The sequence below is a fragment of the Pseudomonas sp. DL genome (assembly GCF_047199225.1).
In the GTDB taxonomy this organism is placed as follows: Bacteria; Pseudomonadota; Gammaproteobacteria; order Pseudomonadales; family Pseudomonadaceae; genus Pseudomonas; species Pseudomonas aeruginosa.
On the sequence record NZ_CP178323.1, the window covers coordinates 3,365,978 to 3,389,823 of the forward strand.

Annotated in this window: 24 protein-coding genes; 16 read left to right on the forward strand and 8 right to left on the reverse strand. The window is 67.2% G+C overall.

The features are described from left to right. Window positions 1-118 precede the first annotated feature (118 nt). Both ACI766_RS15570 and ACI766_RS15575 read left to right on the forward strand, forming a co-directional pair. Window positions 119-373 carry a DUF1127 domain-containing protein gene (locus tag ACI766_RS15570; RefSeq protein WP_003100355.1) on the forward strand — a complete coding sequence of 85 codons (255 nt, stop codon included), beginning with the start codon at window positions 119-121 and terminating at the stop codon, window positions 371-373. After that, on the forward strand, window positions 370-627 hold the full coding sequence (locus tag ACI766_RS15575; protein ID WP_016851700.1) for a hypothetical protein: 258 nt from the start codon (window positions 370-372) through the stop codon (window positions 625-627). Before ACI766_RS15570 ends, ACI766_RS15575 begins: the two co-directional genes overlap by 4 nt. A 74-nt stretch (window positions 628-701) precedes the next feature. On the opposite strand, the gene ACI766_RS15580 is transcribed toward ACI766_RS15575, so the two are convergent. Both ACI766_RS15580 and ACI766_RS15585 read right to left on the reverse strand, forming a co-directional pair. Then, window positions 702-1,001, reverse strand: a complete 300-nt coding sequence (locus ACI766_RS15580; protein ID WP_003118549.1) for a winged helix-turn-helix domain-containing protein — start codon at window positions 999-1,001, stop codon at window positions 702-704. 23 nt (window positions 1,002-1,024) lie between these two features. Then, complete coding sequence (locus ACI766_RS15585; protein WP_003100361.1) at window positions 1,025-1,498, reverse strand: Lrp/AsnC family transcriptional regulator; 474 nt, start codon at window positions 1,496-1,498, stop codon at window positions 1,025-1,027. 132 nt (window positions 1,499-1,630) lie between these two features. Here ACI766_RS15585 and ACI766_RS15590 point away from each other — a divergent pair, with 132 nt between their 5' ends. Next, entirely contained in the window at window positions 1,631-2,023 is a 393-nt protein-coding gene (locus ACI766_RS15590; RefSeq protein ID WP_003088646.1) for a hypothetical protein, read from the forward strand. 153 nt (window positions 2,024-2,176) lie between these two features. Further along, on the forward strand, window positions 2,177-3,178 hold the full coding sequence (locus ACI766_RS15595; protein WP_003121709.1) for a bile acid:sodium symporter family protein: 1,002 nt from the start codon (window positions 2,177-2,179) through the stop codon (window positions 3,176-3,178). 54 nt (window positions 3,179-3,232) lie between these two features. Here the strand turns inward: ACI766_RS15595 and gorA are convergent, their stop codons facing one another. Then, on the reverse strand, window positions 3,233-4,588 hold the full coding sequence (gene gorA / locus ACI766_RS15600) for a glutathione-disulfide reductase (RefSeq protein ID WP_058170351.1): 1,356 nt from the start codon (window positions 4,586-4,588) through the stop codon (window positions 3,233-3,235). Window positions 4,589-4,732: 144 nt separating this feature from the next. Between gorA and ACI766_RS15605 the strand changes: the two genes are divergently transcribed. Beyond that, a complete protein-coding gene (locus ACI766_RS15605; RefSeq protein ID WP_003100368.1) occupies window positions 4,733-5,155 on the forward strand; it encodes a VOC family protein in 423 nt (140 codons plus the stop codon). 180 nt (window positions 5,156-5,335) lie between these two features. Here the strand turns inward: ACI766_RS15605 and galU are convergent, their stop codons facing one another. Then, a complete protein-coding gene (gene galU / locus ACI766_RS15610) occupies window positions 5,336-6,175 on the reverse strand; it encodes a UTP--glucose-1-phosphate uridylyltransferase GalU (RefSeq protein ID WP_003088639.1) in 840 nt (279 codons plus the stop codon). A 47-nt stretch (window positions 6,176-6,222) separates the two neighbouring features. Beyond that, window positions 6,223-7,584: a UDP-glucose 6-dehydrogenase gene (locus ACI766_RS15615; RefSeq protein WP_003118550.1), complete on the reverse strand. Its 1,362-nt coding sequence runs from the start codon at window positions 7,582-7,584 to the stop codon at window positions 6,223-6,225. A gap of 153 nt (window positions 7,585-7,737) precedes the next feature. Here ACI766_RS15615 and ACI766_RS15620 point away from each other — a divergent pair, with 153 nt between their 5' ends. Beyond that, the gene (locus tag ACI766_RS15620) at window positions 7,738-7,962 is read left to right on the forward strand and encodes a DUF3203 family protein (protein ID WP_003088627.1); all 225 of its coding nucleotides are present in this window, start codon (window positions 7,738-7,740) and stop codon (window positions 7,960-7,962) included. Between the two features lie 5 nt (window positions 7,963-7,967). On the opposite strand, the gene amrR is transcribed toward ACI766_RS15620, so the two are convergent. Next, window positions 7,968-8,600, reverse strand: coding sequence for a TetR family transcriptional regulator AmrR (amrR, locus tag ACI766_RS15625; protein WP_003088626.1), 633 nt, complete (start codon window positions 8,598-8,600; stop codon window positions 7,968-7,970). 164 nt (window positions 8,601-8,764) lie between these two features. On the opposite strand from amrR, the gene mexX reads away from it, so the two are divergent. From mexX to ACI766_RS15640, 3 genes are read left to right on the forward strand one after another with little or no spacing between them, the layout of a single operon-like run. Beyond that, window positions 8,765-9,955 carry a multidrug efflux RND transporter periplasmic adaptor subunit MexX gene (mexX, locus tag ACI766_RS15630; protein WP_003118551.1) on the forward strand — a complete coding sequence of 397 codons (1,191 nt, stop codon included), beginning with the start codon at window positions 8,765-8,767 and terminating at the stop codon, window positions 9,953-9,955. 15 nt (window positions 9,956-9,970) lie between these two features. Next, window positions 9,971-13,108 carry a multidrug efflux RND transporter permease subunit MexY gene (gene mexY, locus ACI766_RS15635; RefSeq protein WP_023103818.1) on the forward strand — a complete coding sequence of 1,046 codons (3,138 nt, stop codon included), beginning with the start codon at window positions 9,971-9,973 and terminating at the stop codon, window positions 13,106-13,108. Then, on the forward strand, window positions 13,108-13,326 hold the full coding sequence (locus ACI766_RS15640) for a hypothetical protein (protein ID WP_003110687.1): 219 nt from the start codon (window positions 13,108-13,110) through the stop codon (window positions 13,324-13,326). Before mexY ends, ACI766_RS15640 begins: the two co-directional genes overlap by 1 nt. Before the next feature lie 22 nt (window positions 13,327-13,348). Here ACI766_RS15640 and ACI766_RS15645 read toward each other — a convergent pair whose 3' ends face one another. Continuing rightward, window positions 13,349-14,278 carry an SdiA-regulated domain-containing protein gene (locus ACI766_RS15645; RefSeq protein ID WP_003088602.1) on the reverse strand — a complete coding sequence of 310 codons (930 nt, stop codon included), beginning with the start codon at window positions 14,276-14,278 and terminating at the stop codon, window positions 13,349-13,351. Between the two features lie 192 nt (window positions 14,279-14,470). On the opposite strand from ACI766_RS15645, the gene liuR reads away from it, so the two are divergent. The 6 genes from liuR to liuE all read left to right on the forward strand — a co-directional run bounded on the left by liuR (window position 14,471) and on the right by liuE (window position 21,515). After that, window positions 14,471-14,875 (forward strand): liu genes transcriptional regulator LiuR, encoded by a 405-nt coding sequence (gene liuR, locus ACI766_RS15650; RefSeq protein WP_033942851.1) that lies wholly within the window; start codon window positions 14,471-14,473, stop codon window positions 14,873-14,875. Window positions 14,876-14,923: 48 nt separating this feature from the next. Beyond that, a complete protein-coding gene (gene liuA / locus ACI766_RS15655) occupies window positions 14,924-16,087 on the forward strand; it encodes an isovaleryl-CoA dehydrogenase (protein WP_058157852.1) in 1,164 nt (387 codons plus the stop codon). Window positions 16,088-16,209: 122 nt separating this feature from the next. After that, on the forward strand, window positions 16,210-17,817 hold the full coding sequence (liuB, locus tag ACI766_RS15660; RefSeq protein WP_003100387.1) for a methylcrotonyl-CoA carboxylase subunit beta: 1,608 nt from the start codon (window positions 16,210-16,212) through the stop codon (window positions 17,815-17,817). 13 nt (window positions 17,818-17,830) lie between these two features. Further along, window positions 17,831-18,628, forward strand: coding sequence for a gamma-carboxygeranoyl-CoA hydratase (locus ACI766_RS15665; protein WP_003088598.1), 798 nt, complete (start codon window positions 17,831-17,833; stop codon window positions 18,626-18,628). Continuing rightward, a complete protein-coding gene (liuD, locus tag ACI766_RS15670; protein ID WP_412828459.1) occupies window positions 18,625-20,592 on the forward strand; it encodes a methylcrotonyl-CoA carboxylase subunit alpha in 1,968 nt (655 codons plus the stop codon). Before ACI766_RS15665 ends, liuD begins: the two co-directional genes overlap by 4 nt. A 20-nt stretch (window positions 20,593-20,612) precedes the next feature. Continuing rightward, window positions 20,613-21,515 carry a bifunctional 3-hydroxy-3-isohexenylglutaryl-CoA lyase/hydroxymethylglutaryl-CoA lyase gene (gene liuE, locus ACI766_RS15675; RefSeq protein ID WP_003100393.1) on the forward strand — a complete coding sequence of 301 codons (903 nt, stop codon included), beginning with the start codon at window positions 20,613-20,615 and terminating at the stop codon, window positions 21,513-21,515. Window positions 21,516-21,582: 67 nt separating this feature from the next. Here the strand turns inward: liuE and ACI766_RS15680 are convergent, their stop codons facing one another. Continuing rightward, window positions 21,583-22,386, reverse strand: a complete 804-nt coding sequence (locus ACI766_RS15680) for an IclR family transcriptional regulator (protein ID WP_003111362.1) — start codon at window positions 22,384-22,386, stop codon at window positions 21,583-21,585. Window positions 22,387-22,546: 160 nt separating this feature from the next. On the opposite strand from ACI766_RS15680, the gene hmgA reads away from it, so the two are divergent. Next, window positions 22,547-23,845, forward strand: coding sequence for a homogentisate 1,2-dioxygenase (gene hmgA / locus ACI766_RS15685; RefSeq protein WP_003100397.1), 1,299 nt, complete (start codon window positions 22,547-22,549; stop codon window positions 23,843-23,845). Window position 23,846 lies beyond the last annotated feature (1 nt).

Genomic DNA, 23,846 nt, shown 5'->3' on the forward strand with positions numbered 1-23,846 from the left:
CAGGCCGGGGAGCGCTTGATCTGTATGCAGTCAACCCACCTTTTCTGGACCTGTACGGAACAGCGCGCGATGGCCATTCTATCTCCGTCGTCCAGCCGATCAATATGGAGTACGCAGCATGACGCGACTCAGTGCGAAATCCGAGCGCCGCCAACGCCTCGATGGCCCCTTCCCACTCGCCGCGATGGACAACCTGGCGCAGGCCCTGCGTCGCGGCTATCGCCTGGCCCGGCAACGCCAGCTGACCCGGCGCGCGCTGCTGGACCTGGAAGCGGCGGAACTGAAGGATATCGGCCTGAGCGCCGAGCAGGCCCGCGAGGAAGCCTCGCTGGCGTTCTGGCAGGCGGGAAAATCCGGCGGGAGGAAGGCATGATCCGCTGTCGCAACTGTGGCGAACGCCCAGCCAGCGAAGGGCATATCTGTATGGTCTGCAAGCGCCGTTCCGACATCGACCCATACAAGGCGCTGATCGCCATGGCCCTGCTGGTCTACTGCGGCGTCAGCCTGGCGGCCTACCTCAAGCCGCATATGCCGGCACCGCCGCCTACCGCCGGCAGCAGCGTCCAGCCCGCCGAGGAGCTGGCCCAGCGCGCCCGCCAGGCCACCCTGGAACAGAGCGGCATCTGAAGAACGCATGCTCGGGAGGGGAGGCAGTTTGAGCCCCTCCTTCTTTTATATGCATGTGGCCGCCAGCGCGTGGCTCATTCCGCCGGATACTCCAGCGCCGCCGCGATTCGCCGATGCTGCTCGACCACCCACTCCCGCCGTACCGCCCCCCAGTCGCGGATGACATAGCCGCCCTGGTGGTTGCGCGCACCCTCCCGCTGCTCGAACTCGCAGACGATGTCCAGTTCCTCCAGCGCGGCGATGGTGTCCTGTGCGGTACGCCGGGGCATGCCGGTGGCGGCCATGATCTCCGGCACGCTGGCGGTGCCGCTGTCGATCAGGTAGGCGACGTAGAGGCGGCGGTAGAAGCTGGACTTGGTCTTGCTGATGGTCATGGGCAGGCGTTCTCCGGGAAGGCTCAGGGAGCGAGCAGGGGCAAGGTAGTGGTGGATTTGATTTCCGACAAGGCGACGATGGAGTTCACTTCCTGGATGCCCGGCACCGCCGACAGTTTCTCGAAGAAAAAGCGTTCGTAGGATTCGATATCGCGGGTGACGATACGCAGCATGAAGTCCACCGCGCCCATCAGTACGTGGCACTCCAGCACCTCGGGAAACTGGTGCATCGCCTCGGCGAAATCGGTGAGGTTCTTGCGCCCATGGGCGTTGAGCTTGATCTGGGCGAATACCTGGGTATTCAGGCCGATCTTCTTGCGGTCGAGCAGGGTCACCTGCTTGCGGATCACCCCCTCCTCCTTCAGGCGCTGGATGCGCCGCCAGCAGGGCGACTGGGAAAGTCCGATGCGCTCGGCGATCTCGGCGGTGGAAAGCGAGGATTCCTCCTGCAGCAACGCAAGAATACGCTGATCGTAGATATCCAATGGAATGGACATAAATATTCCCTACAAAGAAAAATATAGGAATCAAGTATGCACATATAGCGCAAAATCACGCAAAAACAGGAGAAAAAATCCGGCACGCCTCTGGGAGAATTTCTCTCGTCGAAACACTGCCTGGAGCGTCACATGTCAACCCTCGCCCCCCTTTTCCTGGCCAAACACCCTGACGGCGAAGAACGCCAGGTGATCCGCCCGAACGTCTGGGAAACCTCCTGCGCAGATACCGAGACCCTGTCGATCTTCCATATCGAGGGCATGGCCGATCCGGACCTGCTGTGCCGGGTGCTCAACCTGTTCGCCGTGCAATCCTTCACCCCGGAGCGGGTTCGCGCCGACCGCGAGGACCACAAGATCCGCCTGCTGCTGACCTTCCCCGGCCTCAGCCAGCACCGCGCCAGCGTGATCGCGGAGAAGCTGCGCTCGCTGGTCACCGTGCTCGCCGTCCGCCTGGAGTTCTCTCCCCATGCCGGCAAGGTCCGTCCCAGCGTCAGCGAGCCGCTGCTGGCCAGCGTCGTCTGAGCCCCTCGGGGCGGCGCGGCGGCCGCCCTGTCCATTCGGCGTCATCGGCTGGCCTTCTGGCGTTAGCCGGTCGCCCAGCCCATGGCTACAGTGCAGGTTCGCCAGGCAGCCAGAAGACTGCCATGTGTTCCCCCGATCCTGCAGAGCGTGCCCATGTCCCGACCGCGTTTCCTTCCGGATAACTTCACCCTGGCGCTGATCGCCACCGTCCTTCTCGCCACTTTCCTGCCCTGCAGCGGCCAGACCGCCGTGGTCTTCGAATGGGTGACCAACATCGGCATCGGCCTGCTGTTCTTCCTCCACGGCGCCAAGCTGTCGCGCCAGGCGATCATCGCCGGCATGACCCACTGGCGCCTGCACCTGCTGGTGTTCGCCTGCACCTTCGTGATGTTCCCGCTGCTCGGCCTGGCGCTGAAACCGGCACTGTCGCCGATGGTCACCCCGGAGCTGTACCTCGGCATCCTGTTCCTCTGCGCCCTGCCGGCCACGGTGCAATCCTCCATCGCCTTCACCTCGCTGGCGCGCGGCAACGTGCCGGCAGCGGTATGCAGCGCTTCCGTGTCGAGCCTGCTCGGCGTATTCCTTACCCCGCTGCTGGTCAAGCTGCTGCTCGGCGCCGAAGGCGAGACCGGCAACGCGCTGGACGCCATCGGCAAGATCACCCTGCAACTGCTGGTACCCTTCATCGCTGGCCAGGTCCTGCGGCGCTGGATCGGCACCTGGGTGGAGCGCAACAAACCGGTGCTGCGCTATGTCGACCAGGGCTCGATCCTGCTGGTGGTCTACACCGCCTTCAGCGCTGCGGTGATCCAGGGCCTGTGGCACGAAGTACCCTGGCTGGCGCTGCTCGGCCTGACCGTCGCCTGCTGCGTGATCCTCGCCCTGGCCCTGGTGCTGACCACGGTGCTGGCGCGACGCCTGGGCTTCAGCAAGGAAGACGAGATCACCATCGTCTTCTGCGGTTCGAAGAAGAGCCTGGCCACCGGCGTGCCCATGGCCAAGGTGCTGTTCGCCACCAGTGCGGTGGGGCCGATGGTGTTGCCGCTGATGCTGTTCCACCAGATCCAGCTGATGGTCTGCGCGGTGCTCGCGCAACGCTACGCCAGGCGCCGCGACGACGCAGCGGCGGCGCTGGCCGAGGCCCCCTCGCGCTGAGCGCGAAAATGAAAGAAGCCGGCCCAGGGGCCGGCTTCTTCGTTCAGATGCGGCTCAGCGCGTCGGCGTGCGCAGGGTGACGAACTCTTCCGCCGCGGTCGGGTGGATGCCGATGGTCTCGTCGAACGCCTGCTTGGTCGCCCCGGCCTTCATCGCCACCGCAATACCCTGGAGGATCTCGCCGGCCTCGGCGCCGACCATGTGGCAACCCAGCACCCTGTCGTCGTGGGCATCCACGACCAGCTTCATCAGGGTCTTTTCCTGGTCGTCGGTAAGGGTCAGCTTCATCGGCCGGAAGCGGCTCTCGAAGATCTTCACCTTGTGCCCGGCGCTCAGCGCCTCCTCCTCGGTCAGGCCGACGGTGCCGATGTTGGGCAGGCTGAACACCGCGGTGGGAATCAACTTGTAGTCCACCGGGCTATACTCCTCCGGCTTGAACAATCGCCGTGCCACCGCCATGCCCTCGGCCAGCGCCACGGGGGTCAACTGGACGCGACCGATCACGTCACCGAGGGCGAGGATCGACGGCTCGCTGGTCTGGTAGTGCTCGTCGACCGCGATGAAGCCCTTGTCGGTCAGCTTCACAGCTGTGTTTTCCAGGCCCAGGTCGTCCAGCATCGGCCGCCGCCCGGTGGCGTAGAACACGCAGTCCGCCTCCAGCACCCGGCCGTCCTTGAGGGTCGCGGCCAGGCTGCCATCGGCCTGTTTGTCGATACGGGCGATGTCGCTGTTGAACTGCAGGTCCAGGCCCTTCTTGCCCAATTCGTCGCGCAGATGCTCGCGGACGCTGCGGTCGAAGCCGCGCAGGAACAGGTCGCGACGGTAGAGCAAGGTGGTCTCGGCGCCGAGCCCGTTGAAGATCGAGGCGAACTCGACGGCGATGTAGCCGCCGCCGACCACCAGCACGCGGCGCGGCAGGCGCTCGAGGAAGAACGCTTCGTTGGAGGTGATCGCGTGTTCCTTGCCGGGAATGTCCGGCACCTGCGGCCAGCCACCGGTGGCAACGAGAATGTGCTTGGCGCTGAAGCGCTGGCCGTCCACCTCGACGCTGTGCGCATCGAGCAGACGGGCGTGACCTTCGAGCAAGGTCACCCCGCTGTTCACCAGCAGGTTGCGGTAGATCCCGTTGAGCCGCTGGATCTCGCGGTTCTTGTTGCCGATCAGGGTCGCCCAGTCGAACTGCGCCTCGCCGGCGCTCCAGCCATAGGCCCGGGCCTGCTCGAAGTCCTCGCTGAAATGCGCGCCATAGACCAGCAGCTTCTTCGGCACGCAGCCGACGTTGACGCAGGTGCCACCCAGGTAGCGACTCTCCGCCACCGCGACACGGGCACCGAAGCCGGCGGCGAAGCGGGCGGCGCGTACACCCCCTGAGCCGGCGCCGATGACGAACAGATCGAAATCGAAAGACATGTTCCTACTCCTGGATCAGATGCGTTCCAGCATAACCCATTCACCAGCGTCGGCTCCCGCCGGATCGACGCAGAAACCTGTCGAAACGGCTCAGCGCAGGGCCTGGCAGGCGATGGGCTATGCTTGTCCGTGGAGGTAAGCGCGATGTCCCCCACCCTCACCCACCTGGCGCTGCACGTCCCCGACCTCGACGCCTGCATCGCCTTCTACGAAACCTTCTGCGGCATGCGGGTGATCCACCGGCGCCCCGGCAAAGGCTCGCAGATCGTCTGGATGGCCGAACCCGGCCAGGAACAACGCTTCATCTTCGTCATCATGCCCGGCGGCCAGCCGCGCAACCTGGCCAGCGACGATTACAGTCATTTCGGCTTCGCCCTCTCCAGCCGCGCCGCGGTAGACGATCTGGCGCGCCGCGCCGAGGCCGCCGGCTGCCTGGTCTGGGCGCCGCGCGACGAGCCCTATCCGGTCGGCTACTACTGCGGCCTGCGCGATCCCGCGGGCAACTATGTGGAGTTCAGCTACGGCCAGCCGCTGGGCCCGGGTTCCGAGGCGCTGCCGATTCCCTGACCGGGCGCGGAGGCGCCGCGTGGCCCAGGCCAGGCTGGCGGGGTTATTGGCCCGACGCCAACAACGCCACGCCCGCCGACAGCTCAGGTAGGGCGGATACCCCCCATGGCCGTTCGCCTCATACGAAAAACGCCGCGCCCCCATCGGGGACGCGGCATTCTTCATCGGGAACGGCGAGGCTCAGTGAGCCTTGCCGGTCTTGTAGAGGTTTTCGTAGCAGAAGTTGGTCGCCTCGATGTAACCCTCGGCGCTGCCGCAGTCGAAACGCTTGCCCTTGAACTTGTAGGCCAGCACGCAGCCGTCCTGGGCCTGCTTCATCAGGGCATCGGTGATCTGGATCTCGCCGCCCTTGCCCGGTTCAGTCTGCTCGATCAGGTCGAAGATGTCCGGGGTCAGGATGTAGCGGCCGATGATCGCCAGGTTCGACGGCGCCTCTTCCGGCTTCGGCTTCTCGACCATGGTGTTCACCCGGAAGATATCGTCGCGGATCATCTCGCCGGCGATCACGCCGTACTTGTTGGTCTCTTCCGGCGGCACTTCCTGGATCGCCACGATGGAGCAGCGGAACTGGTTGTACAGCTTGACCATCTGCTTCAGCACGCTGTCGCCTTCGAGGTTCAGGCACAGGTCGTCGGCCAGGACCACGGCGAACGGCTCGTCGCCGATCAGCGGACGACCGGTGAGGATGGCGTGGCCGAGGCCCTTCATCTCCACCTGGCGGGTGTAGGCGAAGGTGCACTCGTCGATCAGCCGACGGATGCCGACCAGGTACTTTTCCTTGTCGGTGTTGCGGATCTGGTGTTCCAGCTCGTAGCTGATGTCGAAGTGGTCTTCCAGCGAACGCTTGCCGCGGCCGGTGACGATGCCGATCTCGGAAAGGCCGGCTTCCAGCGCCTCCTCCACCGCGTACTGGATCAGCGGCTTGTTCACCACCGGCAGCATTTCCTTGGGCATGGCCTTGGTGGCGGGGAGGAAACGGGTGCCGTAACCGGCGGCCGGGAAAAGACATTTCTTGATCATGAGAATCCTTCGACATGGACGAAGTATGCGGATGGCGCGCAGTCTAATCAGGCTGCGCTCGCCTTACAATGCCCGGCCCTTGGACGTCCTATGCCCTGGTAGATGAAGCCCAGTTCCGCCATCCGCGCCGGTGCGTAGAGATTCCGACCGTCGACCAACAGGGGAGTTCGCATGGATCCACGGATTTTCTGGAAGTCCGGCTGGCGGAACTGTTTCCACTCGGTCACCAGCACCAGGGCATCGGCGCCCTCGACGGCCGCGTAGGGCGAGTCGTGGAGCGTCAACTGGGCGCACGCCAGCGCGTCCGGATAGCGTGCCGCGACCCCGGCGTTGGCCACCGGGTCATGGGCCCTGACCCGCACCCCGTGGCGCAGCAGCGCCTCCAGCAGGACCAGGCTCGGCGCCTCGCGCAGGTCGTCGGTACCCGGCTTGAAGGCCAGCCCCCAGAGCGCCACCGTGCGCCCTTGCCAGCGTCCCTGGAACAGTTCGCCGAGGGTCTCGAAGAGCAGTTCCTTCTGCCGCGCGTTGCGCGCTTCCACCGCACGCAGTATCTGGCTGTCGAAGCCCTGTTGCTCGGCGCTGCGGATCAGCGCGCGGACGTCCTTGGGAAAGCACGAGCCGCCGTAGCCGCAGCCGGCGTAGATGAAATGGGTACCGATGCGCTTGTCGCTACCCATGCCGCGGCGCACGTCCTCGATGTCGACGCCGGTGAGGGCGCACAGCCCGGCCATCTCGTTCATGAAGGAAATCTTGGTGGCGAGGAAGGCATTGGCCGCGTACTTGCTGAACTCGGCCTCGCGGCGCCCCATCAGCAGGACCCGTTCGTGATTGCGCAGGAACGGCGCGTAGAGCTGGCGCAGGGTTTCCCCGGCCTGCGTCTCGGCGCTGCCGATGATGACCCGGTCCGGGCGCCTGAAGTCGTCCACCGCCGAACCTTCCTTGAGGAACTCCGGATTGCTCGCCACCGCCACCCGGAAGCGCTTGCGCCGGCGCGCCAGGCCCAGGCGGATGATCTCTTCGACCCGTTCGGCGGTGCCCACCGGCACGGTCGACTTGTTGACCACGATGCAGGCCTGGCGCAGTTGCGCGCCAAGTTGCTCGGCGACCGCCATCACGTGGCTGAGGTCGGCCGAGCCGTCCTCGCCGCACGGCGTGCCGACGGCGATGAACACCACTTCGGCGTCGGCCAGGCCTTCCGCCAGGCTGGCGGTGAAGGTCAGGCGGGCGGCGTCCAGCTGATCGCGCAGGATGCTTTCCAGGCCCGGTTCGTAGATCGGCATCTCGCCGCGTCTCAGCCGCGCGACCCGCTCGCGGTCACGCTCCACGCAACGCACCTGGTTGCCCATCTCGGCGAAACAGGCCGCCGTCACCAGTCCCACATAGCCCGCACCAATCACGCATAGCCGCATGGCGTCGTCCTCCGCTGGCCTCGCCCTCTCTCTGCGGACGATTGCAGCCAAGCGCGGTGGCAGGCGCGTGACGCTGGCGTGAAGCTACCGTGACAGAACCCGCGCGGATGCCCGGGGTCCACCCAAGGTAGGCGGAGAAAACGGGAGGTTCCCATGTCCATCGAAATCGATTCGGAACAAGGCATCTGCAGCGTGGAGATCGAAGGCAGCCGGCATCGCGCGCCGGTCGACAGCCTGCGCATCGGTACCGACGCCGAGGCGCGCCTGTCGGTGCTCTACATCGACGGCAAGCGCCTGCACATCAGCGAGGAAGACGCCCAGCGGCTGGTGGTCGCCGGCGCCGAGGACCAGCGCAGGCACCTGATGGCGGACGATTGACGCCCTCAGGCGTCCGCCAGCAACAGGTAGGGAGAACTGCGCAGGCTGTCGAGGCCGGCGCGGAACATGCGTTCGGCGCGGTTCCAGGGATCGTCGCGCAGGCGCTCGGTCCAGGCCAGGGTGCCGCAGATGCCGTCCCAGAGCGATTGCAGATAGATGCTGGCCAGCTCGACGTCCAGCCGCGCCGGCAGTTCGCCGCGCTCCACCGCCCGGCGGATCTGCCGGAGGCCGAAGCGTTGCCCCTGCTTCTCGAGCAGCTCGCGGCGGCGCAATAGCGGCTCGTTCTCGTCGCTGCGTTCGCACTTGAGGTAGAGGATCTCCAGCACCCGCTGCACCGAACCGGGCTCGCAGCACTGGCGGAGAAAGCCCATGCCGGCGCGCAGGAGGATATCCAGCGCCGGCACCCTGGCGTTTTCGTCGGGTACCTCGATCTGGCCGAAGGCGCGGTCGCACATCGCCAGGCAGACCTCGATCTTGTTCTTGTAGTGGCCGTAGACCGCACCGCGAGAAACCCCGGCGGCGTCCGCCAGGTCGGCCATGGCAGTAGTGCCCACGCCCTTTTCCAGGAAAACCCGCTCGGCGGCATCGAGTATGCCGTCGCGGGTTTTCTGGGATTCCTCTTTGGTTTTCCTGGCCACTGAACGTCCTCACAAGGGAAAGGCGCCGCAGATCATAAGGATATGTTACAGAAACGCCAATTAATTAATCACTCATGATTGATTATATGCTACTGTCGCGCCGCTCGTGAGTTGCGGTGCCCTTTCCCGGGCAAGCTCGCGAGTTCACGAATCGAGGGACACCCATGCACATCCAATGGACCGGCTCGCTGCGCGGGCTGCTGGCGGCCCTGGTCGCCCTATTCCTGCTGGGCTGCGAAGAAGCAGCGGACGCCGGGAAGACTGCGGAGGCCCCCGCCGAGGTCGGCGTGATCGTCGCCAGGCCGGCGCCTATCGGCATCACCAGCGAGCTGCCCGGACGCCTGGAAGCGTACCGCCAGGCTGAAGTGCGGGCCCGCGTCGCCGGCATCGTCACCCGTCGCCTGTACGAGGAAGGCCAGGACGTCCGCGCCGGCACCGTGCTGTTCCAGATCGACCCTGCGCCCTTGAAGGCGGCCCTGGACATCAGCCGCGGCGCCCTGGCCCGGGCCGAGGCCAGCCACGCGGCGGCGGCCGACAAGCTCAAGCGCTACGCCGACCTGATCAAGGACCGCGCCATCAGCGAACGCGAGTACACCGAAGCGCAGACCGACGCGCGCCAGGCCCTGGCGCAGATCGCCTCGGCCAAGGCCGAACTGGAGCAGGCCCGCCTGCGCCTGGGCTACGCCACGGTCACCGCGCCGATCGACGGCCGCGCGCGGCGCGCGCTGGTCACCGAAGGCGCGCTGGTCGGCGAGGACTCGCCGACACCGCTGACCCGCGTCGAGCAGATCGATCCGATCTACGTGAACTTCTCCCAGCCGGCCGGCGAAGTCGCCGCCATGCAGCGGGCGATCCGCGAAGGCCAGGTGAAGGGTGTCGCCGACAAGGACATCGCCGTGCGCCTGGTCCTGGCCGACGGCAGCGAGTACCCGCTGGCCGGCGAGCTGCTGTTCTCCGACCTGGCGGTCGACCCCGGCACCGACACCATCGCCATGCGTGCCCTGTTCCGCAATCCGCATCGCGAATTGCTGCCCGGCGGCTACGTGCAGGTGCGCCTGCAGCGCGCGGTGAACCCGCAGGCGATCACCGTCCCGCGCGACGCGCTGATCCGTACCGCCCAGTCCGCCGTGGTCAAGGTGGTCAACCCACAGGGCGTGGTGGAAGACGTGGAGGTCCGCGCCGACACCCTGCAGGGCCGCGACTGGATCATCAGCCGCGGGCTCAAGGGCGGCGAGCGGGTGATCGTCGAGAACGCCGCCCAGCATGCCGCCGGCTCCAGCGTCCAGGCGGTGGTCCGCCAGCCGGCCAGCGCCGACGCCCCCTCACCGCTGGCCGCCTCGCCGGCGGGCCAGTGACGGAGAACGCTACGAATGGCTCGTTTCTTCATTGACCGGCCGGTCTTCGCCTGGGTGATCTCCCTGCTGATCGTACTCGCCGGGGTCCTGGCGATCCGCTTCCTGCCGGTCGCCCAGTACCCGGACATCGCGCCGCCGGTGGTCAACGTCAGCGCCAGCTATCCCGGCGCCTCGGCCAAGGTGGTCGAGGAAGCGGTGACCGCGATCATCGAGCGCGAGATGAACGGCGCGCCCGGCCTGCTCTACACCAAGGCCACCAGCAGCACCGGCCAGGCCTCGCTGACCCTGACCTTCCGCCAGGGCGTGAACGCCGACCTCGCCGCGGTGGAAGTGCAGAACCGCCTGAAGATCGTCGAGTCGCGCCTGCCCGAATCGGTGCGGCGCGACGGCATCTACGTGGAGAAGGCGGCGGACAGCATCCAGCTGATCGTTACCCTTACCTCCTCCAGCGGCCGCTACGACGCCATGGAGCTGGGCGAGATCGCCTCGTCCAACGTGTTGCAGGCGCTGCGCCGGGTGGAGGGCGTGGGCAAGGTCGAGACCTGGGGCGCCGAGTACGCCATGCGCATCTGGCCCGACCCGGCCAAGCTGACCTCGATGAACCTCAGCGCCAGCGACCTGGTCAACGCCGTGCGCCGGCACAACGCCCGCCTCACCGTGGGCGACATCGGCAACCTCGGGGTCCCCGACTCGGCGCCGATCAGCGCCACGGTGAAGGTCGACGACACCCTGGTGACGCCCGAGCAGTTCGGCGAAATTCCGCTGCGCATCCGCGCCGACGGCGGCGCGATCCGCCTGCGCGACGTGGCCCGCGTCGAGTTCGGCCAGAGCGAGTACGGCTTCGTCTCGCGGGTCAACCAGATGACCGCCACCGGCCTGGCGGTGAAGATGGCGCCCGGCTCCAACGCGGTGGCCACCGCCAAGCGCATCCGCGCCACCCTCGACGAGCTGTCGCGCTACTTCCCGGAGGGCGTGAGCTACAACATCCCCTATGACACCTCGGCGTTCGTCGAGATCTCGATCAGGAAGGTGGTCAGCACCCTGCTCGAGGCGATGCTGCTGGTGTTCGCCGTGATGTACCTGTTCATGCAGAACTTCCGCGCCACCCTGATCCCGACACTGGTGGTGCCGGTGGCCCTGCTGGGCACCTTCACGGTGATGCTCGGCCTGGGCTTCTCGATCAACGTGCTGACCATGTTCGGCATGGTCCTGGCGATCGGCATCCTGGTGGACGACGCGATCATCGTGGTGGAGAACGTCGAGCGGCTGATGGCCGAGGAAGGCCTGTCGCCGCACGACGCCACGGTCAAGGCGATGCGCCAGATCAGCGGGGCCATCGTCGGCATCACCGTAGTGCTGGTCTCGGTGTTCGTGCCGATGGCGTTCTTCAGCGGCGCGGTGGGCAACATCTACCGCCAGTTCGCGGTGACCCTGGCGGTCTCCATCGGCTTCTCGGCGTTCCTCGCGCTGTCGCTGACCCCGGCCCTGTGCGCCACCCTGCTGCGCCCGATCGACGCCGACCACCATGAGAAGCGCGGCTTCTTCGGCTGGTTCAACCGCGCCTTCCTGCGCCTGACCGGACGCTACCGCAACGCGGTGGCCGGCATCCTCGCCCGGCCGATCCGCTGGATGCTGGTCTACGCCCTGGTCATCGGCGTGGTCGCCCTGCTCTTCGTGCGCCTGCCGCAGGCGTTCCTGCCGGAAGAGGACCAGGGCGACTTCATGATCATGGTGATGCAGCCCGAAGGCACGCCGATGGCGGAGACCATGGCCAACGTCGGCGACGTCGAGCGCTACCTGGCGGAGCACGAACCGGTGGCCTACGCCTATGCGGTCGGCGGCTTCAGCCTGTACGGCGACGGCACCAGCTCGGCGATGATCTTCGCCACCCTGAAGGACTGGTCGGAACGCCGGGAGGCCAGCCAGCACGTCGGCGCCATCGTCGAGCGCATCAACCAGCGCTTCGCCGGCCTGCCCAACCGTACGGTGTATGCGATGAACTCGCCGCCGCTGCCGGACCTGGGTTCCACCAGCGGCTTCGACTTCCGCCTGCAGGACCGTGGCGGGGTTGGCTACGAGGCCCTGGTCAAGGCCCGCGACCAGTTGCTGGCGCGCGCCGCCGAGGACCCGCGCCTGGCCAACGTGATGTTCGCCGGCCAGGGCGAGGCGCCGCAGATCCGCCTGGACATCGACCGGCGCAAGGCGGAGACCCTCGGCGTGAGCATGGACGAGATCAACACCACCCTGGCGGTGATGTTCGGCTCGGACTACATCGGCGACTTCATGCACGGCAGCCAGGTGCGCAAGGTGGTGGTCCAGGCCGACGGCGCCAAGCGCCTGGGCATCGACGACATCGGCCGGCTTCACGTGCGCAACGAGCAGGGCGAGATGGTCCCGCTGGCGACGTTCGCCAAGGCCGCCTGGACCCTCGGCCCGCCGCAACTGACCCGCTACAACGGCTATCCCTCGTTCAACCTCGAGGGCCAGGCCGCGCCGGGCTACAGCAGCGGCGAAGCCATGCAGGCGATGGAGCAATTGATGCAGGGCCTGCCCGAGGGCATCGCCCATGAGTGGTCCGGCCAGTCCTTCGAAGAACGCCTGTCCGGCGCCCAGGCGCCGGCGCTGTTCGCCCTCTCGGTGTTGATCGTGTTCCTCGCCCTGGCCGCCCTCTACGAAAGCTGGTCGATCCCGCTGGCGGTGATCCTGGTGGTGCCGCTGGGCGTACTCGGCGCACTGCTCGGGGTGAGCCTGCGCGGCCTGCCCAACGACATCTACTTCAAGGTCGGCCTGATCACCATCATCGGCCTCTCGGCGAAGAACGCCATCCTCATCATCGAGGTGGCCAAGGACCATTACCAGGAAGGCATGAGCCTGCTGCAGGCGACCCTGGAGGCCGCGCGCCTGCGCCTGCGACCGATCGTCATGACCTCGCTGGCGTTCGGTTTCGGCGTGGTCCCGCTGGCGCTCTCCAGCGGCGCCGGTTCCGGCGCCCAGGTCGCCATCGGCACCGGGGTGCTCGGCGGGATCGTCACCGCCACGGTACTCGCGGTGTTCCTGGTACCGCTGTTCTTCCTGGTGGTCGGGCGCCTGTTCCGGTTACGCAAGGCGCCGCGCACCGGCACCTCGCCCCGGATCCCGACGGAGCAAGCCTGATGCCCCTAGCGAAACTCTCGCTCCCCACCCTGGCACTGTGCGTCGGGCTGCTCGGCGCCTGTCCGCCGACGCCTCGGCAGCCGCGCGCGGCCCCCATCGTTCCGGCCAACGGCCCCGACCTTCGGGGCAAGCTGGACGACTGGCAACAGCAGTTCACCGACCCGCTGCTGCGACAGATGATCGGCTACGCGCCGGCGCTATCCGGCGCGCAAGCCTGAATTCCGCCGTCCTTTTCCCGCCCTAGTCGGCCGCTGGCAGCGCTCGGCTGAAGCGGTAGAACAGGTTCGGCTCGCTGACCACGTACAGGCTGCCCCGGTCGTCCATCGCCAACCCTTCGGCCTGCGGCACGTCGTCCGTCAGGCCATGGTTGCCGCCACGCAGGGTCAGGCTGCCGAGCGGATCCCCGGCGCGATCCAGTTCGATGACCACCCGCGACTCGTCGGAAAGCACCAGCAGGTGATCGCTGGCCTTGTCGTAGTAGAGGCTCGACAGATCGGTGAGGAACAACCCGCGATCGCGCTGCGGGTCGCCGCCGACACTCAGGTCGAGCGCCTCGCCGCGGTCGTTGAAGAAGCCGTTTACCTCGATGATGCCCACCGGCGCCTTTTCCCGGGCCACGAACAGGCGCTCGCGCAGCGGGTCGTAGGCCAACCCCTCGAAGCCCTTGTTGCGCTTGTTTGCACTGCCCAGGGAGAACTTCCGGGCGTTGCGCGGATCGTCGATGTCGATCACCCGGGTGTCGGCGTCGACATGGATCTCCACCAGGCGTTGGCGACGCTCCTCGGCGACCACGTAGACGCCGGGCCGGATGTACTCGATAGCCTCCGGATCCTGGAAACCGCGCAGGGGGATGCGTCGCAGCAATTCGCCGTCCAGCGACAGCTCGAGGAAATGCGGGTCCTGGTTGGTCACGCTGACCAGGCTGCGCCGGCTGGGGTCGAAGGACAGCGCCGACACGTTGGACTCCGCGCCCAGCACGCGGGCTTCGATATCGACCCGATAGTCGGCCAGGCGCAGGGCGTTCTCGCGCGCAACATCGCCGCCGTAGCGCTGCTCCAGCTTGAACCAGATTCGCTCGAACGCGCGCTGCTGCTGGCCCGCCACCAGCAGCGCAAGCAACGCGGCGAGCAGGCAAGCCAGCAGCGTCCTGTAGGTCATCAGCCGACTCATCGTTACGACTCCTCCGAGAAACACAGTGTTCGGCGAAGCAGAACAGAGCCATCCGTGCCCTTTCATGAGGCGCCGATTAAATATTTCTGACAAGCATCTTTCACGGCTGTCATTTTTCCCCCGTTCCAGGCGTTGACAGGATTTCGGTGCAGCTTTACGTTAACGTAAAGGTAAACAAGCAGGTGCCTGCGCATGTCCACCACCTACACCATCTCCGATCTCGCCCGCGAACTGGACATCACCACCCGCGCCATCCGCTTCTACGAGGAGCAAGGCCTGCTCTCCCCCGAGCGACGCGGCCAGGAACGCATCTATTCGCCGCGCGACAAGGTCAGCCTGAAGCTGATCCTGCGCGGCAAGCGCATCGGTTTTTCCCTCGCCGAATGCCGCGAACTGATCGAGCTCTACGACCCGGACCCGAGCAGCGGCAACCAGAAGCAGTTGAACACCATGCTGGAGAAGATCGCCGAGCGCCGCGCCCAGCTGGAACAACAGTTGCTGGACATCGAACAGATGCAGCTGGAACTGGATACTGCCGAGGAGCGCTGTCGAGCGGCGCTTATCAAAAGCTATAATAAACATACAGTTGAAACATAAACCTCATTCAAAGCTTTAAACCGGACAAGCACAATTACAGGTGAAAGCATGACCTATCCCAGCCTCAACTTCGCCCTCGGCGAAACCATCGACATGCTCCGCGACCAGGTGCGCGGCTTCGTCGCCGCCGAACTGCAGCCGCGCGCCGCGCAGATCGACCAGGACAACCAGTTCCCCATGGACATGTGGCGCAAGTTCGGCGAGATGGGCCTGCTCGGCATCACCGTCGACGAGGAGTACGGCGGTTCGGCACTGGGCTACCTGGCCCACGCCGTGGTCATGGAAGAGATCAGCCGGGCCTCGGCTTCGGTGGCGCTCTCCTATGGCGCGCATTCCAACCTCTGCGTCAACCAGATCAAGCGCAACGGCAACGCCGAACAGAAGGCCCGCTACCTGCCGGCCCTGGTATCCGGCGAACACATCGGTGCGCTGGCGATGAGCGAACCCAACGCCGGCTCCGACGTGGTCTCGATGAAGCTGCGCGCGGACCGGGTCGGCGACCGCTTCGTTCTCAACGGCAGCAAGATGTGGATCACCAACGGTCCCGATGCCCATACCTATGTGATCTACGCCAAGACCGACGCGGACAAGGGCGCGCACGGGATCACCGCGTTCATCGTCGAGCGCGACTGGAAAGGCTTCAGTCGCGGGCCGAAGCTGGACAAGCTGGGCATGCGCGGCTCGAACACCTGCGAACTGATCTTCCAGGACGTCGAGGTACCCGAGGAGAACGTCCTCGGCGCGATCAACGGCGGGGTCAAGGTACTGATGAGCGGCCTCGACTACGAGCGCGTGGTGCTTTCCGGCGGCCCGGTGGGAATCATGCAGGCGTGCATGGACGTGGTGGTGCCGTACATCCATGACCGCCGCCAGTTCGGCCAGAGCATCGGCGAATTCCAGCTGGTCCAGGGCAAGGTGGCCGACATGTACACCGCCCTCAACGCCAGCCGCGCCTACCTGTACGCCGTGGCCGCCGCCTGCGACCGCGGCGAGACGACCCGCAAGGACGCCGCCGGGGTGATCCTCTACAGCGCCGAGCGCGCCACCCAGATGGCCCTGGACGCGATCCAGATCCTCGGCGGCAACGGCTACATCAACGAGTTTCCCACCGGCCGCCTGTTGCGCGACGCCAAGCTCTACGAGATCGGCGCCGGCACCAGCGAGATCCGCCGCATGCTGATCGGCCGCGAGCTGTTCAACGAAACCCGCTGAAGCCTCGCTCTTCCCGGCCCTTTTCCGCCAGGGAGAGGGCATTCCATTGCATCGACAGGCGCATCGCCAGGTCGGGAGCGGGCGCCAACCGCTTCCGCCCACCTCGACACGGAGCCACCGCCATGGCCATCCTGCACACCCAGATCAATCCACGCTCCGCCGAGTTCGCGGCCAACGCCGCGACCATGCTGGAACAGGTCAACGCCCTGCGCACCCTCCTCGGCCGCATCCACGAAGGCGGCGGTAGCGCCGCCCAGGCCCGGCACAGCGCGCGCGGCAAGCTGCTGGTGCGCGAACGCATCAACCGCCTGCTCGACCCCGGCTCGCCGTTCCTCGAGCTTTCCGCCCTCGCCGCCCACGAAGTCTACGGCGAAGAGGTCGCCGCCGCCGGCATCGTCGCCGGGATCGGCCGGGTCGAAGGGGTGGAATGCATGATCGTCGGCAACGATGCCACGGTGAAGGGCGGCACCTACTATCCGCTGACCGTGAAGAAGCACCTGCGGGCCCAGGCCATCGCCCTGGAAAACCGCCTGCCATGCATCTACCTGGTGGACTCCGGCGGCGCCAACCTGCCGCGCCAGGACGAGGTGTTCCCCGACCGCGAGCACTTCGGCCGGATCTTCTTCAACCAGGCCAACATGAGTGCCCGCGGCATCCCGCAGATCGCCGTGGTCATGGGCTCCTGCACCGCCGGCGGAGCCTATGTGCCGGCGATGTCCGACGAGACCGTGATGGTGCGCGAACAGGCCACCATCTTCCTCGCCGGGCCGCCGCTGGTGAAGGCCGCTACCGGCGAGGTGGTCAGCGCCGAGGAACTTGGCGGCGCCGACGTGCACTGCAAGGTCTCAGGGGTCGCCGACCACTATGCCGAGGACGATGACCATGCCCTGGCCATCGCCCGCCGCTGCGTCGCCAACCTCAACTGGCGCAAGCAGGGCCAGCTGCAATGCCGTGCACCGCGCGCGCCGCTGTACCCCGCCGAGGAGCTGTACGGGGTGATTCCCGCCGACAGCAAGCAGCCCTACGACGTGCGCGAAGTGATCGCACGACTGGTGGACGGCTCCGAGTTCGACGAGTTCAAGGCGCTGTTCGGCACCACCCTGGTCTGCGGCTTCGCCCACCTGCACGGCTATCCGATCGCCATCCTGGCCAACAACGGGATCCTCTTCGCCGAGGCTGCGCAGAAAGGCGCGCACTTCATCGAACTGGCCTGCCAGCGTGGCATCCCGCTGCTGTTCCTGCAGAACATCACCGGTTTCATGGTCGGCCAGAAGTACGAGGCTGGCGGCATCGCCAAGCACGGCGCCAAGCTGGTGACCGCGGTGGCCTGCGCGCGGGTGCCGAAGTTCACCGTGCTGATCGGCGGCAGCTTCGGCGCCGGCAACTACGGCATGTGCGGACGCGCCTACGACCCGCGCTTCCTGTGGATGTGGCCGAACGCGAGGATCGGCGTGATGGGCGGCGAACAGGCCGCCGGGGTGCTCGCCCAGGTCAAGCGCGAGCAGGCCGAGCGCGCCGGCCAGCAGCTCGGCGTCGAAGAGGAGGCGAAGATCAAGGCGCCGATCCTCGAACAGTACGAGCATCAGGGCCATCCCTACTACTCCAGCGCGCGACTGTGGGACGACGGCGTGATCGATCCGGCGCAGACCCGCGAGGTGCTCGCCCTGGCGCTTTCCGCCGCCCTCAACGCCCCCATCGAGCCGACCGCCTTCGGCGTGTTCCGCATGTGACGAGTAGACCAGCATGAGCGAATTCCAGACCATCCAGCTTGAGATCGACCCGCGCGGCGTAGCCACCCTGTGGCTGGACCGGGCGGAAAAGAACAACGCCTTCAATGCCGTCGTGATCGACGAACTGTTGCAGGCCATCGATCGCGTCGGCAGCGACCCGCAGGTCCGCCTGCTGGTGCTGCGCGGCCGTGGCCGGCACTTCTGCGGCGGTGCCGACCTGGCCTGGATGCAGCAGTCGGTGGACCTCGACTACCAGGGCAACCTGGCCGACGCCCAGCGCATCGCCGAACTCATGACCCATCTCTACAACCTGCCCAAGCCGACCCTGGCGGTGGTCCAGGGCGCGGTGTTCGGCGGCGGGGTCGGCCTGGTCAGTTGCTGCGATATGGCCATCGGCAGCGACGACGCGACCTTCTGCCTGTCCGAGGTACGCATCGGCCTGATCCCGGCGACCATCGCCCCGTTCGTGGTCAAGGCCATCGGCCAGCGCGCCGCGCGGCGCTATTCGCTGACCGCCGAGCGCTTCGACGGACGCCGCGCCAGCGAACTGGGCCTGCTCAGCGAAAGCTGTCCCGCCGCCGAACTGGAAAGCCAGGCCGAGGCCTGGATCGCCAACCTGCTGCAAAACAGCCCGCGCGCCCTGGTCGCCTGCAAGGCGCTCTACCATGAGGTCGAGGCCGCCGAGCTGAGCCCGGCGCTGCGCCGCTACACCGAGGCGGCCATCGCCCGCATCCGCATCAGCCCGGAAGGCCAGGAAGGCCTGCGCGCCTTCCTGGAGAAACGCACGCCCGCCTGGAGAAACGACGCATGAACCCGGACTACCGCAGCATCCAGCGCCTCCTGGTCGCCAACCGCGGCGAGATCGCCTGCCGGGTGATGCGCAGCGCGCGCGCCCTCGGCATCGGCAGCGTCGCCGTGCACAGCGACATCGACCGCCACGCCCGCCACGTCGCCGAAGCCGACATCGCCGTCGACCTGGGCGGCGCCAAGCCCGCCGACAGCTACCTGCGCGGCGACAGGATCATCGCCGCCGCCCTCGCCAGCGGCGCCCAGGCGATCCACCCCGGCTACGGCTTCCTCTCGGAGAACGCCGACTTCGCCCGCGCCTGCGAGGAAGCCGGCCTGCTCTTCCTCGGACCGCCGGCGGCGGCCATCGACGCCATGGGCAGCAAGTCGGCCGCCAAGGCGCTGATGGAAGAAGCCGGCGTGCCGCTGGTGCCCGGCTATCACGGCGAAGCCCAGGACCTCGAGACTTTCCGCCGGGAAGCCGGGCGCATCGGCTACCCGGTGCTGCTCAAGGCCGCCGCTGGCGGCGGCGGCAAGGGCATGAAGGTGGTGGAGCGCGAGGCCGAGCTGGCCGAGGCCCTTTCCTCCGCCCAGCGCGAGGCCAAGGCCGCCTTCGGCGACGCGCGTATGCTGGTGGAGAAATACCTGCTGAAGCCGCGCCACGTGGAGATCCAGGTATTCGCCGACCGCCATGGCCACTGCCTGTACCTCAACGAACGCGACTGTTCGATCCAGCGCCGCCACCAGAAGGTCGTCGAGGAAGCCCCCGCCCCCGGTCTCGGCGCGGAACTGCGCCGGGCCATGGGCGAGGCCGCGGTACGCGCGGCGCAGGCGATCGGCTACGTCGGCGCCGGTACCGTCGAATTCCTCCTCGACGAACGCGGCCAGTTCTTCTTCATGGAAATGAACACCCGCCTGCAGGTGGAACACCCGGTCACCGAGGCCATCACCGGCCTCGACCTGGTCGCCTGGCAGATCCGCGTCGCTCGCGGCGAGGCGCTACCGCTGACGCAGGAACAGGTACCGCTGAACGGCCACGCCATCGAAGTACGGCTCTATGCGGAAGACCCCGAGGGCGACTTCCTCCCCGCCAGCGGCCGCCTGATGCTATACCGCGAAGCGGGCGCCGGCCCCGGCCGGCGGGTCGACAGCGGGGTACGCGAAGGCGACGAGGTCTCGCCGTTCTACGACCCGATGCTGGCCAAGCTGATCGCCTGGGGCGAAACCCGCGAGGAAGCCCGCCAGCGCCTGCTGGCGATGCTGGCGGAAACCTCGGTCGGCGGCCTGCGCACCAACCTGGCGTTCCTCCGCCGCATCCTCGGCCATCCGGCGTTCGCCGCCGCCGAACTGGACACCGGTTTCATCGCGCGCCACCAAGACGACCTGCTGCCGGCGCCGCAAGCGCTGCCGGAGCATTTCTGGCAAGCCGCCGCCGAAGCCTGGCTGCAGAGCGAACCGGGCCACCGTCGCGACGACGACCCGCATTCGCCGTGGAGCCGCAACGACGGCTGGCGCAGCGCCCTGGCGCGGGAGGCCGACCTGATGCTGCGCTGCCGCGACGAACGCCGCTGCGTCCGCCTGCGCCACGCCAGCCCCAGCCAGTATCGCCTGGACGGCGACGACCTGGTCAGCCGGGTGGACGGTGTCACCCGTCGCTCGGCGGCGTTGCGCCGCGGACGCCAGTTGTTCCTCGAATGGGAGGGCGAACTGCTGGCCATCGAAGCCGTCGACCCGATCGCCGAGGCCGAGGCCGCCCATGCCCACCAGGGTGGTTTGAGCGCGCCGATGAACGGCAGTATCGTGCGGGTCCTGGTCGAGCCCGGCCAGACGGTCGAAGCCGGCACCGCCCTGGTGGTGCTGGAGGCGATGAAGATGGAACACAGCATCCGCGCGCCCCACGCCGGGGTAGTGAAGGCGCTGTATTGCAGCGAGGGCGAACTGGTAGAGGAAGGCACGCCGCTGGTGGAGCTGGACGAGAACCAGGCCTGACAGCCAAGACGAGGAACAGCATGAACCTGCCGAAGAAGGTCCGCCTGGTGGAAGTCGGTCCGCGCGACGGACTGCAGAACGAGAAACAGCCGATCGAGGTGGCCGACAAGATCCGCCTGGTCGATGACCTGAGCGCCGCCGGCCTGGACTACATCGAAGTGGGCAGCTTCGTCTCGCCCAAGTGGGTGCCGCAGATGGCCGGCTCGGCCGAGGTGTTCGCCGGCATCCGCCAGCGTCCCGGCGTGACCTACGCGGCGCTTGCGCCGAACCTGAAAGGCTTCGAGGCGGCGCTGGAGTCGGGGGTGAAGGAAGTGGCGGTGTTCGCCGCCGCGTCGGAAGCCTTCTCCCAGCGCAACATCAACTGCTCGATCAAGGACAGCCTGGAGCGCTTCGTACCGGTGCTGGAGGCGGCGCGCCAGCACCAGGTGCGGGTGCGCGGCTACATTTCCTGCGTGCTCGGCTGTCCCTACGACGGCGATGTCGATCCGCGCCAGGTCGCCTGGGTCGCCCGCGAACTCCAGCAGATGGGCTGCTACGAAGTGTCCCTGGGCGACACCATCGGCGTCGGCACCGCCGGTGCCACCCGCCGGCTGATCGAGGCGGTGGCCAGCGAGGTTCCCCGCGAGCGCCTCGCCGGGCACTTCCACGACACCTACGGGCAGGCCCTGGCGAACATCTACGCCAGCCTGCTGGAAGGCGTCGCGGTATTCGACAGCTCGGTGGCCGGCCTCGGCGGTTGTCCCTACGCCAAGGGCGCCACCGGCAACGTCGCCAGCGAAGACGTCCTCTACCTGCTGAACGGCCTGGAGATCCATACCGGGGTCGACATGCACGCCCTGGTCGACGCCGGCCAGCGCATCTGCGCGGTGCTCGGCAAGAGCAACGGATCGCGAGCGGCGAAGGCGTTGCTGGCCAAGGCCTGAGAAGCGGCGGATAACCGCGGGCGGTTATCCGCCCTACCTGACATCACCCTCAGGCTCGGAGACTGCATCATCCACCCTGGGTGCCGTCATACCCCATCCGCCAACTGATAGCCCGAGTCGTCGCAAGCAGCCGTTCCGCCGCCGGCCCCTGCTCCTCGGCCTGGAAGATGCTCGCCGGGCCGACCACCGTGAGCACCGCCGCCACCCGCCCGCGGGCGTCGAACACCGGTGCCGAGAGCGCCTCCACCCCAGGCATCAGCAGCCCATGGATCGCATGCAGGCCGCGCGCGCGGATGCCCTCCAGGAGCACCGCGTAGGCCGCCGGGTCGGCCAGCGGATGGTCGGCGCGCCCGGCCAACTCTTCCTCGCGCAGCTCGGCCACCTCGCGTTCCGGCAGGAACGCGGCGAACACCAGGCCGGTGGACGAACCGAGCAGCGGCAGCACCGAGCCGACCTGGGTGACCACCGTCACCGCGCGCACCGCCTGTTCCACCTGTACCACGGTGGCGCCACGGTTGCCCCAGACGGCGAGGAAGCAGGTCTCGTTGAGCACGTCGCGCAGCTCGGCCAGCGGCGCGGCGGCGCTCTTCAGCACGTCCATGCTGTCCAGCGCCGCCAGGCCCACGCGCAGGGCCTCGCGCCCCAGCGAGTAATGATTGGTGGAGGCGTCCTGGACCGCGAAGCCGCTGGCGATCAATGCCTGCAGATAGCGATGGACCTTGCTCGCCGGCATCCCCACATGCTCCGCCAGGCGCGACAGCGAGGTCGCCGGGGAGAGTTCGGCGAGGGCCTTGAGGATATCGGTACCGACTTCGGCGGAGCGGACCTTCTGCTTGCCGGAGGTTTCGGCGGGACTGCTGTTCTTTTCCATGGACGCGGGTTCCTGCGGGCGGGGCCGACGTTATAGCTTGACGCTGCCTTCCACTCAAATTACGTTATGCGTAATTGAATTACGATAAAAATAACGCAGCCAGCGTGCCAGGTCCCCGGCGGATCGGCGGCAAGCTGCCCCCACTCCCCGGAGGCCTCAGATGAACCTCGACTCCACTGCCCTCGCCTATCAATCGGGCTTCGGCAACGAATTCAGCAGCGAAGCGCTCCCCGGCGCCCTGCCGGTCGGCCAGAACTCCCCGCAGAAAGCGCCCTACGGCCTGTACGCCGAACTGCTCTCCGGCACCGCCTTCACCATGGCTCGCAGCGAGGCCCGGCGCACCTGGCTGTACCGCATCACGCCGTCGGCCAAGCATCCGCCGTTCCGCCGCCTGGAACGACAGATCGCCGGTGCCGAACTGGATGCGCCGACTCCCAACCGCCTGCGCTGGGACCCGCTGGCACTGCCCGAGCAGCCCACCGACTTCCTCGACGGCCTGCTGCGCATGGCCGCCAACGCGCCCGGCGACAAGCCCGCCGGCGTGAGCATCTACCAGTACCTGGCCAACCGCTCGATGGAGCGTTGCTTCTACGACGCCGACGGCGAACTGCTGCTGGTCCCGCAATTGGGCCGTCTGCGCCTGTGCACCGAACTCGGCGCGCTACAAGTCGAACCGCTGGAGATCGCGGTGATCCCGCGCGGGATGAAGTTCCGCGTCGAGCTGCTCGACGGGGAGGCACGCGGCTATATCGCCGAGAACCACGGCGCGCCGCTGCGCCTGCCCGACCTCGGCCCGATCGGCAGCAATGGCCTGGCCAATCCGCGCGACTTCCTGACCCCGGTGGCGCGCTACGAGGACAGCCGCCAGCCGCTGCAACTGGTGCAGAAATACCTCGGCGAACTGTGGGCCTGCGAGCTTGACCACTCGCCGCTGGACGTGGTCGCCTGGCACGGCAACAACGTGCCCTACAAGTACGACCTGCGCCGCTTCAACACCATCGGCACGGTCAGCTTCGACCACCCGGACCCGTCGATCTTCACCGTGCTGACCTCCCCCACCAGCGTCCCCGGCCTGGCCAACATCGACTTCGTGATCTTCCCGCCGCGCTGGATGGTGGCCGAGAACACCTTCCGTCCGCCATGGTTCCACCGCAACCTGATGAACGAATTCATGGGCCTGATCCAGGGCGCCTATGACGCCAAGGCCGGCGGCTTCGTGCCCGGCGGCGCCTCGCTGCACAGTTGCATGAGCGCCCACGGCCCGGACGCGGAAAGCTGCGACAAGGCCATCGCCGCCGACCTCAAGCCGCACAGGATCGACCAGACCATGGCCTTCATGTTCGAGACCAGCCAGGTCCTCCGGCCGAGCCGTGCCGCCCTCGAGACGCCGGCCCTGCAGAATGACTACGATGCCTGCTGGGCGTCGCTCGTATCCACCTTCAACCCGCAACGGAGATAAC

Excerpts from the sequence above, each read along its gene's own strand:
- ACI766_RS15570 (WP_003100355.1), top strand. The coding sequence starts at position 119 with ATGACGCGACTCAGTGCGAAATCCGAGCGCCGCCAACGCCTCGATGGC.
- ACI766_RS15575 (WP_016851700.1), top strand. The coding sequence starts at position 370 with ATGATCCGCTGTCGCAACTGTGGCGAACGCCCAGCCAGCGAAGGGCAT.
- ACI766_RS15580 (WP_003118549.1), bottom strand. The coding sequence starts at position 1,001 with ATGACCATCAGCAAGACCAAGTCCAGCTTCTACCGCCGCCTCTACGTC.
- ACI766_RS15585 (WP_003100361.1), bottom strand. The coding sequence starts at position 1,498 with ATGTCCATTCCATTGGATATCTACGATCAGCGTATTCTTGCGTTGCTG.
- ACI766_RS15590 (WP_003088646.1), top strand. The coding sequence starts at position 1,631 with ATGTCAACCCTCGCCCCCCTTTTCCTGGCCAAACACCCTGACGGCGAA.
- ACI766_RS15595 (WP_003121709.1), top strand. The coding sequence starts at position 2,177 with ATGTCCCGACCGCGTTTCCTTCCGGATAACTTCACCCTGGCGCTGATC.
- gorA (WP_058170351.1), bottom strand. The coding sequence starts at position 4,588 with ATGTCTTTCGATTTCGATCTGTTCGTCATCGGCGCCGGCTCAGGGGGT.
- ACI766_RS15605 (WP_003100368.1), top strand. The coding sequence starts at position 4,733 with ATGTCCCCCACCCTCACCCACCTGGCGCTGCACGTCCCCGACCTCGAC.
- galU (WP_003088639.1), bottom strand. The coding sequence starts at position 6,175 with ATGATCAAGAAATGTCTTTTCCCGGCCGCCGGTTACGGCACCCGTTTC.
- ACI766_RS15615 (WP_003118550.1), bottom strand. The coding sequence starts at position 7,584 with ATGCGGCTATGCGTGATTGGTGCGGGCTATGTGGGACTGGTGACGGCG.
- ACI766_RS15620 (WP_003088627.1), top strand. The coding sequence starts at position 7,738 with ATGTCCATCGAAATCGATTCGGAACAAGGCATCTGCAGCGTGGAGATC.
- mexX (WP_003118551.1), top strand. The coding sequence starts at position 8,765 with ATGCACATCCAATGGACCGGCTCGCTGCGCGGGCTGCTGGCGGCCCTG.
- mexY (WP_023103818.1), top strand. The coding sequence starts at position 9,971 with ATGGCTCGTTTCTTCATTGACCGGCCGGTCTTCGCCTGGGTGATCTCC.
- ACI766_RS15640 (WP_003110687.1), top strand. The coding sequence starts at position 13,108 with ATGCCCCTAGCGAAACTCTCGCTCCCCACCCTGGCACTGTGCGTCGGG.
- ACI766_RS15645 (WP_003088602.1), bottom strand. The coding sequence starts at position 14,278 with ATGAGTCGGCTGATGACCTACAGGACGCTGCTGGCTTGCCTGCTCGCC.
- liuR (WP_033942851.1), top strand. The coding sequence starts at position 14,471 with ATGTCCACCACCTACACCATCTCCGATCTCGCCCGCGAACTGGACATC.
- liuA (WP_058157852.1), top strand. The coding sequence starts at position 14,924 with ATGACCTATCCCAGCCTCAACTTCGCCCTCGGCGAAACCATCGACATG.
- liuB (WP_003100387.1), top strand. The coding sequence starts at position 16,210 with ATGGCCATCCTGCACACCCAGATCAATCCACGCTCCGCCGAGTTCGCG.
- ACI766_RS15665 (WP_003088598.1), top strand. The coding sequence starts at position 17,831 with ATGAGCGAATTCCAGACCATCCAGCTTGAGATCGACCCGCGCGGCGTA.
- liuD (WP_412828459.1), top strand. The coding sequence starts at position 18,625 with ATGAACCCGGACTACCGCAGCATCCAGCGCCTCCTGGTCGCCAACCGC.
- liuE (WP_003100393.1), top strand. The coding sequence starts at position 20,613 with ATGAACCTGCCGAAGAAGGTCCGCCTGGTGGAAGTCGGTCCGCGCGAC.
- ACI766_RS15680 (WP_003111362.1), bottom strand. The coding sequence starts at position 22,386 with ATGGAAAAGAACAGCAGTCCCGCCGAAACCTCCGGCAAGCAGAAGGTC.
- hmgA (WP_003100397.1), top strand. The coding sequence starts at position 22,547 with ATGAACCTCGACTCCACTGCCCTCGCCTATCAATCGGGCTTCGGCAAC.